This window comes from Enterobacter sp. EGD-HP1 (assembly GCF_000733275.2).
Lineage (GTDB): Bacteria > Pseudomonadota > Gammaproteobacteria > Enterobacterales > Enterobacteriaceae > Enterobacter.
This window is the reverse complement of the sequence record NZ_AVOP01000032.1, coordinates 85,495-99,475: the sequence shown is the minus strand read 5'-3', so window position 1 is coordinate 99,475 and position 13,981 is coordinate 85,495. Positions and strand designations below refer to the sequence as shown.

The 13,981-nt window shown below is 53.4% G+C and carries 13 protein-coding genes and 1 pseudogene; 9 read left to right on the top strand and 5 right to left on the bottom strand.

The window, feature by feature from the left end:
- Positions 1–74: 74 nt before the first annotated feature.
- Positions 75–476: a hypothetical protein gene (locus N037_RS24170; protein WP_072163996.1), complete on the bottom strand. Its 402-nt coding sequence runs from the start codon at positions 474–476 to the stop codon at positions 75–77.
- A 105-nt stretch (positions 477–581) separates the two neighbouring features.
- On the opposite strand from N037_RS24170, the gene rluB reads away from it, so the two are divergent.
- A complete protein-coding gene (gene rluB, locus N037_RS16100) occupies positions 582–1,457 on the top strand; it encodes a 23S rRNA pseudouridine(2605) synthase RluB (protein ID WP_023312076.1) in 876 nt (291 codons plus the stop codon).
- A gap of 34 nt (positions 1,458–1,491) precedes the next feature.
- Here the strand turns inward: rluB and cobO are convergent, their stop codons facing one another.
- Positions 1,492–2,082, bottom strand: a complete 591-nt coding sequence (gene cobO, locus N037_RS16095) for a cob(I)yrinic acid a,c-diamide adenosyltransferase (RefSeq protein WP_023335952.1) — start codon at positions 2,080–2,082, stop codon at positions 1,492–1,494.
- The gene (locus tag N037_RS16090) at positions 2,079–2,840 is read right to left on the bottom strand and encodes a YciK family oxidoreductase (protein WP_023335951.1); all 762 of its coding nucleotides are present in this window, start codon (positions 2,838–2,840) and stop codon (positions 2,079–2,081) included. Before N037_RS16090 ends, cobO begins: the two co-directional genes overlap by 4 nt.
- 251 nt (positions 2,841–3,091) lie before the next feature.
- Here N037_RS16090 and sohB point away from each other — a divergent pair, with 251 nt between their 5' ends.
- Entirely contained in the window at positions 3,092–4,138 is a 1,047-nt protein-coding gene (sohB, locus tag N037_RS16085; RefSeq protein ID WP_032642187.1) for a protease SohB, read from the top strand.
- 34 nt (positions 4,139–4,172) lie between these two features.
- On the opposite strand, the gene N037_RS16080 is transcribed toward sohB, so the two are convergent.
- Positions 4,173–4,424: a YciN family protein gene (locus N037_RS16080; protein ID WP_023312072.1), complete on the bottom strand. Its 252-nt coding sequence runs from the start codon at positions 4,422–4,424 to the stop codon at positions 4,173–4,175.
- Between the two features lie 399 nt (positions 4,425–4,823).
- On the opposite strand from N037_RS16080, the gene topA reads away from it, so the two are divergent.
- The 6 genes and pseudogenes from topA to acnA all read left to right on the top strand — a co-directional run bounded on the left by topA (position 4,824) and on the right by acnA (position 12,308).
- Positions 4,824–7,421 carry a type I DNA topoisomerase gene (gene topA / locus N037_RS16075; protein ID WP_032642185.1) on the top strand — a complete coding sequence of 866 codons (2,598 nt, stop codon included), beginning with the start codon at positions 4,824–4,826 and terminating at the stop codon, positions 7,419–7,421.
- Positions 7,422–7,608: 187 nt separating this feature from the next.
- On the top strand, positions 7,609–8,583 hold the full coding sequence (gene cysB, locus N037_RS16070) for an HTH-type transcriptional regulator CysB (RefSeq protein ID WP_008502814.1): 975 nt from the start codon (positions 7,609–7,611) through the stop codon (positions 8,581–8,583).
- Positions 8,584–8,921: 338 nt separating this feature from the next.
- Positions 8,922–9,062: a YmiA family putative membrane protein gene (locus tag N037_RS24165; protein WP_218307473.1), complete on the top strand. Its 141-nt coding sequence runs from the start codon at positions 8,922–8,924 to the stop codon at positions 9,060–9,062.
- A 2-nt stretch (positions 9,063–9,064) separates the two neighbouring features.
- Positions 9,065–9,235 (top strand): hypothetical protein, encoded by a 171-nt coding sequence (locus N037_RS25105; protein WP_032642183.1) that lies wholly within the window; start codon positions 9,065–9,067, stop codon positions 9,233–9,235.
- Positions 9,236–9,373: 138 nt separating this feature from the next.
- A pseudogene (gene ymiC, locus N037_RS25360) lies at positions 9,374–9,471 on the top strand (small membrane protein YmiC).
- Between the two features lie 161 nt (positions 9,472–9,632).
- The gene (gene acnA, locus N037_RS16065) at positions 9,633–12,308 is read left to right on the top strand and encodes an aconitate hydratase AcnA (protein WP_032642181.1); all 2,676 of its coding nucleotides are present in this window, start codon (positions 9,633–9,635) and stop codon (positions 12,306–12,308) included.
- Positions 12,309–12,345: 37 nt separating this feature from the next.
- On the opposite strand, the gene ribA is transcribed toward acnA, so the two are convergent.
- A complete protein-coding gene (gene ribA / locus N037_RS16060) occupies positions 12,346–12,936 on the bottom strand; it encodes a GTP cyclohydrolase II (protein WP_008501210.1) in 591 nt (196 codons plus the stop codon).
- Between the two features lie 197 nt (positions 12,937–13,133).
- On the opposite strand from ribA, the gene pgpB reads away from it, so the two are divergent.
- A complete protein-coding gene (pgpB, locus tag N037_RS16055; RefSeq protein WP_032642428.1) occupies positions 13,134–13,901 on the top strand; it encodes a phosphatidylglycerophosphatase B in 768 nt (255 codons plus the stop codon).
- Positions 13,902–13,981 lie beyond the last annotated feature (80 nt).

Genomic DNA, 13,981 nt, shown 5'->3' with positions numbered 1-13,981 from the left:
CCCTTTACTTGTTATGGAAATAATCACGGCGGTCATTCTACAAACAATAACCGCATGAGCAACAAGTATTAGACTTAAGTGCAACTGCGTTTCGTAACATTCGGTAAACCGGGTCCATCCCTCGAAATTTTACTCACTGTCAGACGCATCGAAACTTTTGCTGTATGAATCGCCACGGATAATCTAGACAAATCCGAGCCTCTAAGCCAATTCAAAAGATATTCATCAAAGTCCTGCTTAGTGGCGGCGCGGTAACCCTGCATTTTGTGTTTGAACTCTTCGAGGCTCATCGCTCCATTCTGTACAAGGGGGATGAAAGGGCGGATCTGATTCATGATCACTTCCGCTTGCTTTCGACTATCAGTACCGAGACTTAAGCGCACAAAACTTGTTGAATCATTTAGTCTAAAGTTAGTGTAATATGTGCGCCCACGAATCATTGTGTGTGACAGCTTGTATGACATATTGTTTGCCATGCTGTGTACCATGAGAGAGTTACATATCAGTGAGTTAAGTTGTTATAACTTGTTGTTTTAGAAAGTATACCAGACGCCTGTGAAGGCGACACCTGAGGAAGCTCAATGAGCGAGAAGTTACAGAAAGTGCTGGCGCGCGCCGGCCACGGCTCACGCCGTGAAATCGAAGCCATTATTGAAGCGGGCCGCGTGAGTGTGGACGGTAAAATCGCCACGCTGGGTGACCGCGTTGAAATCGTACCGGGGCTGAAGATCCGCATCGACGGTCATCTTATCTCCGTAAAAGAATCCGCTGAGCAGATCTGCCGCGTGCTGGCTTACTACAAGCCGGAAGGCGAGCTGTGTACCCGCAACGACCCGGAAGGTCGCCCGACGGTGTTTGACCGTCTGCCTAAACTGCGTGGCGCTCGCTGGATTGCCGTCGGTCGTCTGGACGTGAACACCTGCGGTCTGCTGCTGTTTACCACTGATGGTGAACTGGCAAACCGTCTGATGCACCCAAGCCGTGAAGTGGAACGTGAATACGCGGTGCGCGTATTTGGCCAGGTTGACGAAAATAAACTGCGCGATCTGTCGCGTGGCGTTCAGCTGGAAGACGGTCCTGCGGCGTTCAAAACCATCAAGTTTACCGGTGGGGAAGGTATTAACCAGTGGTACAACGTGACCCTGACCGAAGGCCGTAACCGCGAGGTGCGTCGTCTCTGGGAAGCGGTAGGCGTCCAGGTAAGCCGTCTTATCCGTGTCCGTTACGGCGACATTCTGCTGCCGAAAGGACTGCCACGCGGTGGTTATACCGAACTGGATCTGACTCAAACCAACTACCTGCGCGAGCTTGTCGGCCTGACGCCGGAAACCACCTCAAAAGTGGCGGTGGAAAAAGATCGTCGTCGCATGAAGGCGAATCAGATCCGCCGCGCGGTGAAGCGACACAGCCAGGTGAGCAGCAGTCGCCGCTCCGGCAGCCGTAACAACAACGGTTAACAACGAAAGCCCGGTCAGTGACCGGGGTTTTTTTTTAGTAATCAATTCCAATTTGCGCTTTGATGCCTGCATCAAACGCATGCTTGACCGGACGCAACTCGCTGACGGTATCGGCCATCTCCAGAATATCCCGATGACACCCGCGCCCCGTGACGATAACCGTCTGGTGTACAGGACGATTCTTCAGAGCATCCAGCACGGCGTCCAGCGGCAGGTAGTCGTAGGCGACCATATAGGTGATCTCATCCAGCAGAACCATATTCAGCGAGGGATCGGCCAGCATTCTCTTTGCATGCTCCCAGACGGCGAGACAGGCTGCAGTATCCGTTTCCCGGTTCTGCGTATCCCACGTAAACCCGGTCGCCATCACCTGAAACTCAACGCCGTGTGGTTCAAGCAAATTCCGCTCGCCGTTGGGCCATTCGCCTTTAATAAACTGGATCACGCCCACTTTCTGCCCGTGACCGACGGCGCGTGTCGCCGTGCCGAATGCGGCGGTGGTTTTACCTTTTCCGTTGCCGGTAAAGACGATGACGATTCCACGCTCGTCCTGTGCCGCCGCGACGCGCGCATCGACCTGTTCTTTCAGACGCTGCTGGCGCTGCTGATGACGTTCTTCACTCATTGCGAAATTCCTGGTTTACGGCCCGGCTGGGCGTCAAAGGTCATCCCGGTTTTACGGCGGCTGTCGTCGCCCATCAGCCAGAGATAGAGCGGCATAATGTCTGCAGGGGTTTTCAGCTTCTGCGGATCTTCGCTCGGGAACGCGCTGGCGCGCATTTTGGTGCGCGTACCGCCCGGGTTAATGCAGTTTACGCGCAGATGGCGGTTCTGATACTCCTCCGCCAGCACCTGCATCATACCTTCGGTCGCGAATTTTGATACGGCATAGGCTCCCCAGTTTGCGCGTCCTTCACGTCCAACGCTGGAAGAGGTAAAGACCAGGGACCCTGACTCGGATTTCAGTAATAAAGGAAGCAATGCCTGTGTAAGGAAAAACGTGCCGTTGACGTTGACCTGCATCACCTGCTGCCAGATATCAGGATCCTGTTCATCCATCGGACGCACTTCGCCTAACAAGCCGGCGTTATGCAGCACGCCGTCGAGTCTCGGATAGTGGGCGCTGATGCGCTGGGCTAACTCCTGGCACACCGCGGGCGTGCAGGTCAGCAAATCCAGTGTATACCACGGGGCCGGCGTGCCGCATACGGCCTCAATCTCCTGAGCGACGTTTTTCAGTTTTTCTTCGTTGCGCCCGATCAGAATGACGTTCGCGCCGTATTCGGCGTATGTCAGGGCCGCTTCGCGGCCAATCCCGTCGCTGGCACCGGTGACAAGAATGATCCGGTTTTGCAGCAGATTTTTTTGCGGTTGATAATGCACGGTGACTCCTCAGGCGACTGGTGACGCAATGGCGCCTTTATGATGACTTTTCGGCTTTATGCCCGAATTCGCCTGATAATTCAATCAGTCTACAGGACGCATTACTGTAAAATTAACAATTTGCAAATATTTAAACCCCAGACCGGGGATTCCTGAAGGCGGCTCGCAGAGGTAATGTCACGAGCGAGACGCATGGGCAGGGCTGTTGTACACTGCCGTGAAAGATTCGTGGTTAAATCAAGGTGGAACGCGTGGAATTACTTTCTCAATATGGGTTGTTTTTGGCCAAAATCGCGACGGTGGTGATTGCCATCGCGGTGGTTGCCGTTCTGATTGTCAACCTGACGCAGCGCAAGCGTCAGCGAGGGGAGTTACGCATCACCCGCCTGAGCGAGCAGTATAAAGAGATGCAGGAAGAGATGTCTCTGGCGCTGCTTGATAGTCATCAACAGAAACTCTGGCTGAAAGCGCAGAAGAAAAAGCATAAACAGGAAGCCAAAGCGGCAAAGGCAAAAGCAAAGCTCAATGCGCCGCAGGGTAAGGCCACGCCACGCGTCTATGTGCTCGATTTTAAAGGCAGTATGGATGCGCATGAGGTTTCCTCTCTGCGGGAGGAAGTGACTGCCGTTCTGGCCGTGGCGACACCGCAGGATCAGGTTGTCGTGCGTCTTGAAAGCCCGGGCGGGGTGGTTCACGGTTACGGACTGGCCGCCTCACAGCTGCAGCGCCTGCGTGAAAAACAGATCCCGCTGACCGTGGCCGTGGATAAAGTGGCGGCCAGCGGTGGCTACATGATGGCCTGCGTGGCGGACAAAATTGTTGCCGCGCCGTTCTCCATTATTGGCTCGATCGGCGTGGTCGCGCAAATTCCTAACTTTAACCGTTTCCTGAAAAACAAAGAGATTGATATCGAACTTCACACGGCGGGTCAGTACAAACGTACCCTGACGCTGCTTGGGGAAAATACGGAAGAAGGGCGTCAAAAATTCCGTGAAGATCTCAACGAAACGCATCACCTCTTTAAAGATTTTGTGCACCGTATGCGACCGACGCTCGATATTGAACAGGTCGCGACGGGCGAGCACTGGTACGGCGTTCAGGCGCAGGAGAAAGGGCTGGTGGATGAAGTCGGAACCAGCGACGATCTGCTGCTCAACCTGATGGAAGGGCGGGAGCTGGTGGGCGTGCGCTTTACCCAGCGCAAGCGACTCCTTGATCGCTTTACCAACAGCGCGGCAGAAAGCGCGGACCGCCTGCTGCTGCGCTGGCTACAGCGCGGACAAAAACCGCTGCTGTAAACAAAAACGCGAGGCACATGCCTCGCGTTTTGCATTAATCGACCAGGTGATATTTCTCGGAAAGCGTATGCGCCAGGTATTTGAACATGTTAAACACGGCGGTGCTTTTCGGGGTCGGTAAGCCCTGTTCGTCAAGGAAGTATTCGCCGCTGAAAATCAGCACGCCATTACGCTGCTCGACGCCGGTGGCTTCAATACCCGCCAGCGTATCTTCGTGGTCACGGATAAGCTTGTTTGCTTCGATAAGCAGAGAGGCTCGGTCAATAGGTTGGGTCGTATTCTGCATAATCCACTCCTTAAACAGTGACAATAGTCTACGCCGAGGGCGCTTTGGGGGCAAATTTTCCCTGTAATGTGAGGGGATAAGGTGCAGGGGCCTGGCTGGCGGGATTTGCTTTTGCATGCTAATAAAGTTGCGTAACGAATTTTATCAGGTAGAGTGTGCGCTTTCGTCATTCTGGCAACAGAATTGCTTGACATTCAACCGGGAATTCGTCACGAATTACACGAGATGTGAGAAAAATACCCGAAAACTCAATCACCTGGGCGTCTTTTCATTAACGCCCGGTAAGACAAAGGGGTTGATATCTCCTGACGCAGTCGCAATATCATTGGCTCGTCGTCAGCGGAAGGGAAATCAACGTGCGGCGTATTCCTGGAAGAATTAAATTAGGTAAAGGTGAATATGGGTAAAGCTCTCGTCATCGTTGAGTCCCCGGCAAAAGCCAAAACGATCAATAAGTATCTGGGTAATGACTACGTGGTTAAGTCCAGCGTGGGTCATATCCGCGATTTGCCGACCAGTGGCTCAGCCAGCAAAAAGAGCGCAGACTCTACCTCCACCAAAGGGGCTAAAAAGCCTAAAAAGGATGAACGTAGCGCGCTTGTCAACCGCATGGGTGTTAACCCATGGCATAACTGGGACGCACAATATGAAGTGCTGCCCGGGAAAGAAAAAGTCGTTAACGAGCTGAAGCAGCTTGCTGAAAAAGCAGACCACATCTATCTCGCAACCGACCTTGACCGCGAAGGGGAAGCCATTGCGTGGCACCTGCGGGAAGTGATCGGTGGTGATGACAAACGCTACAGCCGTGTAGTGTTTAACGAAATTACGAAGAATGCGATTCGTCAGGCGTTTGAAAAGCCGGGCGAACTGAATATTGACCGTGTAAACGCACAGCAGGCGCGTCGCTTTATGGACCGCGTTGTGGGCTACATGGTTTCTCCACTGCTGTGGAAAAAAATTGCCCGTGGTCTGTCCGCAGGTCGTGTGCAATCCGTCGCCGTGCGTCTGGTCGTTGAGCGTGAGCGCGAAATTAAAGCCTTCGTGCCGGAAGAGTTCTGGGAAGTTGACGCCAATGTGACCACGCCGGGCGGTGACGCTCTGCCGCTGCAGGTAAGCTATCACAACGATAAGCCTTTCCGTCCAGAAAACCGCGACCAGACCATGGCCGCCGTAGCGCTGCTGGAAAAAGCACGCTATCAGGTGCTGGAACGTGAAGACAAACCGACCAGCAGCAAGCCGGGTGCGCCGTTTATTACCTCTACGCTGCAACAGGCTGCAAGCACGCGTCTGGGTTATGGCGTGAAGAAAACCATGATGATGGCCCAGCGCCTGTATGAAGCGGGCTACATCACTTACATGCGTACCGACTCCACCAACCTGAGCCAGGACGCTGTTAATATGGTTCGCGGCTACATCAGCGATAATTTCGGCAAAAAATACCTGCCGGAAAGCGCTAACCAGTTCGCCAGTAAAGAGAATTCCCAGGAAGCACACGAAGCGATTCGTCCTTCTGATGTCTCGGTGTTAGCGGAATCGCTGAAAGACATGGAAGCCGATGCCCAGAAGCTGTATCAGCTGATCTGGCGCCAGTTCGTGGCGTGCCAGATGACCCCAGCAAAGTACGACTCTACTACGCTGACCGTTGGTGCCGGTGAGTTCCGTCTCAAAGCACGCGGTCGTATCCTGCGTTTCGACGGCTGGACAAAAGTGATGCCTGCGCTGCGTAAAGGTGACGAAGACAGAACGCTGCCTGCGGTAAACAAAGGTGACGAGCTGTCGCTTGTCGATCTGGTTCCGGCACAGCACTTCACCAAGCCGCCTGCGCGCTTTAGCGAAGCGTCCCTGGTGAAAGAGCTGGAAAAACGCGGTATTGGCCGTCCGTCGACCTACGCGTCCATTATCTCGACGATTCAGGACCGTGGCTACGTACGCGTTGAAAACCGCCGTTTCTATGCGGAAAAGATGGGTGAGATCGTCACCGACCGTCTGGAAGCTAACTTCCGCGAGTTGATGAACTACGATTTCACCGCGCAAATGGAAGACAGTCTCGACCAGGTTGCCAGCCATCAGGCGGAATGGAAAAAGGTACTCGACAGCTTCTTCAGCGACTTTACCGACCAGCTTGAAAAAGCGGAGAAAGACCCTGAAGAGGGCGGCATGCTGCCTAACCAGATGGTTCTGACCAGCATCGACTGTCCAACCTGCGGCCGCAAGATGGGGATCCGTACCGCAACCACGGGCGTGTTCCTTGGCTGCTCTGGCTATGCACTGTCACCAAAAGAGCGCTGCAAAACCACCATCAACCTGGTGCCTGAGAACGAAGTTCTCAACGTGCTGGAAGGTGATGATGCGGAAACTAACGCTCTGCGTGCCAAACGCCGCTGCAAAAAATGCGGCACGGCAATGGACAGCTACCTGATCGATCCAAAACGTAAGCTGCACGTCTGCGGTAACAACCCAACGTGTGACGGGTATGAGATCGAAGAGGGCGAGTTCCGCATCAAAGGCTATGACGGCCCGATTGTGGAGTGCGAGAAGTGTGGCTCTGAAATGCACCTGAAAATGGGGCGTTTCGGTAAGTACATGGCCTGTACCAACGACGAGTGTAAAAACACGCGTAAAATCCTGCGTAACGGTGAAGTCGCTCCGCCGAAGGAAGATCCGGTTCCGCTGCCAGAGCTGCCGTGCGAGAAATCCGACGCGTACTTCGTGCTGCGTGACGGCGCTGCGGGTGTCTTCCTGGCCGCCAACACCTTCCCGAAATCGCGTGAAACCCGTGCGCCTCTGGTGGAAGAGTTGCATCGCTTCCGCGATCGTCTGCCTGAGAAACTGCGTTATCTGGCCGATGCGCCACAGCAGGATCCTGAAGGCAACAAAACCGTGGTACGGTTCAGCCGTAAAACCAAGCAGCAGTATGTTGCGGCCGAGAAAGAAGGTAAAGCGACCGGATGGTCAGCCTTCTTTGTCGATGGCAAATGGGTTGAAGGCAAGAAATAATCTTCCCTTACCGTAACTTACCTGTAAAAGGGCCGGATTTCCGGCCCTTTTTTATTGCCTTGTTATTATTTTTTGTTCCGTACTATACAGTCAGGCTATAAATGATATAGTGGTTATAGTTAACCTGTTTCTTATTATTAAATCGTCTTAAGCGATTGACCGCGTGCGCTAAATCGGATGGTCTGGCATGAAATTACAGCAGCTTCGTTATATCGTTGAGGTGGTGAATCATAACCTTAACGTCTCTTCTACCGCCGAGGGGTTATATACCTCGCAACCGGGCATCAGCAAACAAGTTCGTATGCTGGAGGATGAGTTAGGTATCCAGATATTTGCCCGCAGCGGTAAGCATCTCACTCAGGTGACGCCTGCGGGGCAGGAAATTATCCGCATTGCGCGGGAAGTCCTCTCCAAAGTCGATGCGATTAAGTCTGTGGCGGGGGAGCACACCTGGCCGGATAAAGGCTCGCTGTATATTGCCACGACGCATACCCAGGCGCGCTATGCGCTACCCGGTGTTATCAAAGGCTTTATCGAGCGTTATCCTCGCGTCTCTTTGCACATGCACCAGGGCTCGCCAACGCAAATTGCTGAAGCCGTTTCCAAGGGTAATGCAGACTTCGCCATCGCCACCGAAGCGCTTCATCTGTATGACGATCTGGTGATGCTTCCATGCTATCACTGGAACCGTTCAATTGTGGTGACCCCCGATCACCCTCTGGCGGGTAAAGGGTCAGTCACTATCGAAGAGCTGGCACAGTATCCATTGGTGACGTATACGTTTGGCTTTACCGGCCGGTCGGAGCTTGATACGGCCTTTAACCGGGCAGGGCTAACGCCGCGCATTGTCTTTACCGCGACGGATGCCGACGTGATTAAAACCTATGTGCGGCTTGGGCTGGGAGTAGGCGTCATTGCCAGCATGGCGGTGGATCCGGTGTCAGACCCTGACCTGGTGCGTCTTGATGCACATGATGTTTTCAGCCATAGCACCACAAAGATTGGATTCCGTCGCAGCACCTTCCTGCGCAGCTATATGTATGATTTTATTCAGCGCTTTGCGCCTCATTTAACGCGTGACGTGGTTGATACCGCCGTTGCATTACGCTCAAATGAAGATATTGAAGAGATGTTTAAAGACATTAAACTTCCCGAAAAATAATCACACCCGGTATCTTTCCCTTAGGGAAAGATACCGAAATAACGCCTCAAAGCTAAATTAGAATTATCATCATCTACGCGTTCCCTGTCATATAATGTCATTATCCATTTAATCCGTAAGGTTATAATGTCGTGAATTGGCGACAAAAGTAGAAACTAATTTACGGCTTCGCAAATTTTTCTTTTCAATTATTTATTTCTGGTCAAAAGATTGAATATTTCATACCTCCCGGTGCGTAAATTCACTGGCTTTTCGGCTAAAGTTTCTTTAGGATTTATCTCAACAGATGATTAATTGTACCAATTGTTTGGTCCTAAATGATAAGCGATGTCGATTGTATGAGGTTAGCAATGCCTTCAGGAAGTGAAGAACCGCAAAGGGATCCTGCGCTCAAGCGTAAAGCCTGGCTGGCGGTCTTTCTCGTCTCTACCCTGTTTTGGGTGGTGGTTGCTCTCCTGGCCTGGAGATATTGGGGTTAAATATGGCAGTGACGGTACGTACAGAAACGGTTAAAAAGATGTGTCAGCATCGTGACAACGGCCACAGAGGGCGTAAAGCACCTGCGACTGTTGTACCCGCATCCTGGAAACTGACGCCGCAGCAGCAAGCGTTTATTGATGTGTTCGCAGAAGACGAACCCAAAAAACAATAATTTAGTTAATTGCGTAATGATGCAAATAGTCTGAATATCGACTCTGCACTTTCGTACTCTTTAATAAATACACATCAGCAATATAGCACTGAGGACTTACCTCGGAACTTTTTATAAATAATGCCTGGTGTCCCTATGATGAATAACATGACGTCTCACAAATACTGGTCATGGATCGGCGTTTTACCGTGTCGATTCTGTTCTGGAGTCAGCTCATCTGGTTGGCCCTCCACTAAATTGTAAAACCTCGCTACGGCGGGGTTTTTTGTTTTCCCCTTCTGGACCAATCCTAAATTTATCAATTTGGGTTGTTATCAAAACGTTACAGCATCTTTGTGTTATCTTTAATTACGGCCCTGATGATTGTCGGGACATCTCTGTGATTAAGGAGGAGCTTATGTCGTTAACCCTACGCGAAGCCAGTAAGGACACATTACAGGCAGAAAATAAAACCTGGCATTACTACAGCCTGCCGCTGGCTGCCGGAACGCTTGGGGACATTTCGCGTTTACCCAAGTCATTGAAAGTTTTACTGGAAAATTTATTGCGCTGGCAGGACGGTGACTCTGTCACCCTCGATGATATCCAGGCGCTGGCAGGGTGGCTTGAAAATGCCCATGCTGACAGAGAAATCGCCTACCGCCCGGCCAGGGTGCTGATGCAGGACTTCACCGGTGTCCCTGCCGTCGTTGATTTAGCCGCGATGCGCGAGGCCGTTAAGCGTCTCGGCGGAGATACGGCCAAAGTGAATCCGCTTTCCCCCGTTGACCTCGTCATTGACCACTCCGTAACCGTTGATCGCTTTGGTGATGACGACGCCTTTGGCGAGAACGTGCGTCTGGAGATGGAACGTAACCACGAGCGCTACGTGTTCCTGAAGTGGGGGCAGCAGGCGTTTAGCCGGTTTAGCGTTGTCCCGCCGGGAACCGGTATTTGTCACCAGGTTAACCTTGAATATCTGGGTAAAGCCGTCTGGAGTGAATTACAGGATAAAGAGTGGGTTGCCTATCCGGATACGCTGGTGGGCACGGACTCCCATACCACCATGATAAACGGTCTGGGCGTGCTGGGCTGGGGTGTCGGGGGTATCGAAGCGGAAGCAGCCATGCTCGGCCAGCCGGTGTCCATGCTTATTCCGGATGTGGTGGGCTTCAAGCTCACCGGCAAACTGTCTGAAGGCATTACCGCCACCGATCTGGTGCTCACCGTCACCCAGATGCTGCGTAAGCATGGCGTGGTAGGCAAGTTTGTAGAATTCTACGGTGACGGACTGGATTCGCTGCCGCTGGCCGACCGTGCCACCATTGCCAATATGGCGCCGGAATACGGTGCCACCTGCGGCTTTTTCCCCATCGATGATGTGACGCTGGAATACATGCGCCTGAGCGGGCGCAGCGAAGAGCAGGTCGCGCTTGTAGAGGCCTATACCAAAGCGCAGGGCATGTGGCGTAATCCGGGCGATGAACCGGTCTTCACCAGCACGCTTGAATTGGATATGGGAAGCGTCGAGGCGAGCCTCGCCGGGCCAAAACGCCCGCAGGATAGGGTTTCGCTGAGTGACGTGCCAAAAGCCTTTGCCGCCAGCAATGCGCTGGAAGTGAACGTGGCGCAGAAAGACCATCGTCCAGTCAACTATGTTCTGAACGGACATCAGTATCAGCTCCCGGATGGCGCGGTGGTTATTGCCGCCATCACCTCCTGCACCAACACCTCGAACCCCAGCGTATTGATGGCGGCCGGTTTGTTGGCCAAAAAAGCGGTAGAGCTTGGGCTAAAACCTCAGCCATGGGTTAAGGCTTCGCTGGCACCGGGTTCTAAAGTGGTGTCGGATTACCTGGCGAAGGCCAAACTGACGCCGTACCTTGACGAACTGGGCTTTAACCTTGTGGGCTACGGCTGTACAACCTGTATTGGTAACTCCGGCCCGCTGCCTGAACCTATTGAAACGGCGATCAAGCAGGGCGACCTGACGGTAGGCGCGGTCCTGTCCGGCAACCGTAACTTTGAAGGGCGTATTCACCCGCTGGTGAAAACCAACTGGCTGGCCTCGCCGCCGCTGGTGGTCGCTTATGCCCTGGCAGGGAACATGAATATCAATCTGGTGACCGACCCGATTGGCCACGATCGCAAGAATGACCCTGTCTACCTGAAAGATATCTGGCCATCTTCGCGTGAAATCGCGCTGGCCGTTGAAAAGGTCTCAACCGAGATGTTCCGCAAAGAGTATGCGGAGGTCTTTGAAGGCACGCCGGAATGGAAAACCATCAACGTTATTGGCTCGGATACCTATGACTGGCAGGATGACTCGACCTATATCCGTCTGTCGCCGTTCTTTGATGAGATGCTTGCCGAGCCGGCGCCGCTTAAGGATATCCACGGCGCGCGCATACTGGCGATGCTGGGGGATTCTGTCACAACTGACCATATTTCTCCGGCGGGGAGTATCAAAGCCGATAGCCCGGCGGGTCGCTATCTGCAAAGCCGGGGCGTCGAACGCCGTGATTTTAACTCCTACGGATCGCGTCGCGGTAATCATGAAGTCATGATGCGCGGGACGTTTGCCAACATCCGCATTCGTAACGAAATGGTGCCGGGCGTGGAAGGCGGCATGACGCGCCATCTGCCGGGTACGGAAGTCGTTTCGATTTATGATGCGGCGGTCAAATATCAACAGGAAGGTACGCCGCTGGCGGTGATCGCCGGGAAAGAGTACGGTTCCGGCTCCAGCCGCGACTGGGCGGCGAAAGGTCCGCGTCTGCTTGGCGTTCGCGTGGTCATCGCCGAATCGTTCGAACGTATTCACCGCTCGAATCTGATCGGTATGGGGATCCTGCCGCTCGAGTTCCCGCAGGGCGTGACGCGTAAAACGCTGGGACTGACCGGGGAAGAGCAGATTGACATTAGCGGTCTGCAAAACCTGCAGCCGGGTAAAACGGTGCCGGTGAAGTTAACGCGGGCAGACGGGAAAACCGAGGTGCTGGATTGCCGGTGCCGTATTGATACGGCAACCGAGCTGACCTATTACCAGAACGACGGCATTTTGCATTATGTGATTCGTAAGATGCTGGACTGATGAAACGAGCCCGGCACGCGTGCCGGGCTTTTTAGCATTACTCTTTCAACAGATGGCCCATTTTGGCGGCCTTGGTATCAAGGTAATGGGCGTTTTTCGGGTTACGGCCGACAATCAGCGGTACGCGCTCGACGATGTTGATCCCCGCTTCGGTCAGGATCTCCACTTTTTTCGGGTTATTGGTCAGCAGGCGAACTTCGTCCACGCCCAGCAGCTTGAACATATCTGCGCACAAGGTGAAATCACGTTCGTCAGCAGCAAAGCCAAGCTGATGGTTTGCTTCAACCGTATCGTAGCCCTGGTCCTGAAGCGCGTAAGCGCGGATTTTATTCAGCAGACCGATATTACGACCTTCCTGGCGGTGATAAAGCAACACCCCGCGACCTTCCTCTGCAATATGAGACAGGGCGGCTTCCAGCTGGAAACCACAATCACAGCGCAGGCTGAACAGCGCGTCGCCGGTAAGACACTCTGAATGGACGCGGGACAACACCGGCGTCTGCCCTGAAATGTCGCCATACACCAGCGCGACATGATCCTGTCCGGTTGCCAGTTCTTCAAAACCCACCATCAGGAAATCGCCCCATGGGGTTGGCAGTTTGGCTTCTGCCACACGTTTAAGCTGCATGTGATTCTCCAGAGTAGGCTGACACGTTTCGTGTCTTTGCCCTGTTTTGCTTTCTGTATCAGTTCATTTTGCCACAAGCTCAGCAGGTTCGCCTAATGGGCACCATGCTATATGAACGTTAAACGCACGATCCGACATCTCCACCCAAAGGATTAATTTCAGTTATGATTGTGACGCTTAGCGAAAAAGGAGAAGACATGCTTTCAATCGGCAGACGTACGGCAGCAGGCGCGGCCATTTTACTGATTATGCCCCTGGCCGTATGGCTTTCAGGCTGGATGTGGCAGCCAGGGCAGAACGCCCTGTGGCTGAAAACGTTATACTGGATAACGGAAACGGTGACCCAGCCGTGGGGAATTATTACCCACGTACTCCTCTGCGCCTGGTTTCTGTGGTGCCTGCGCTTTCGTCTGCGCGCGGCGCTGATGCTCTTTGCGATCCTCGGTGGCGCTATCCTTGTCGGTCAGGGCGTGAAGTCCTGGGTAAAAGATCGCGTACAGGAGCCGCGTCCTTTTGTCGTCTGGCTGGAAAAAACGCACCATGTTCCGGTGGATGAGTTCTACAATTTAAAGCGTAAAGATCGCGGCGCGCTGGTGAAAGAACAGCTTGCGGAACAGCAGGATATCCCGAAATTCTTGCGTAAACACTGGCAGAAAGAGACGGGGTTCGCGTTTCCTTCAGGTCATACCATGTTTGCGGCCAGCTGGGCGCTGCTGGGGGTTGGGCTGCTTTGGCCAAGGCGTCGTACGATCACTATCGTGATATTACTGGTCTGGGCGACGGGAGTCATGGGCAGCCGCTTGCTGCTGGGGATGCACTGGCCGCGGGACCTGGTCGTCGCCACGCTCATCTCATGGCTGCTGATCGTGCTGGCGACCTGGCTCACTGAACGATTCTGCGGCCCACTAACGCCACCGCCAGAAGAGAAAGAAGAAATAGCCGAAAGGGACGAAACAGACGCCTGACGGTTGATATTCCGCATTTTGCCCATAGATCCATGACCTGCGCGTCACTTTTTCCGTTTCGCGCTCGTCGCTAAAATGGT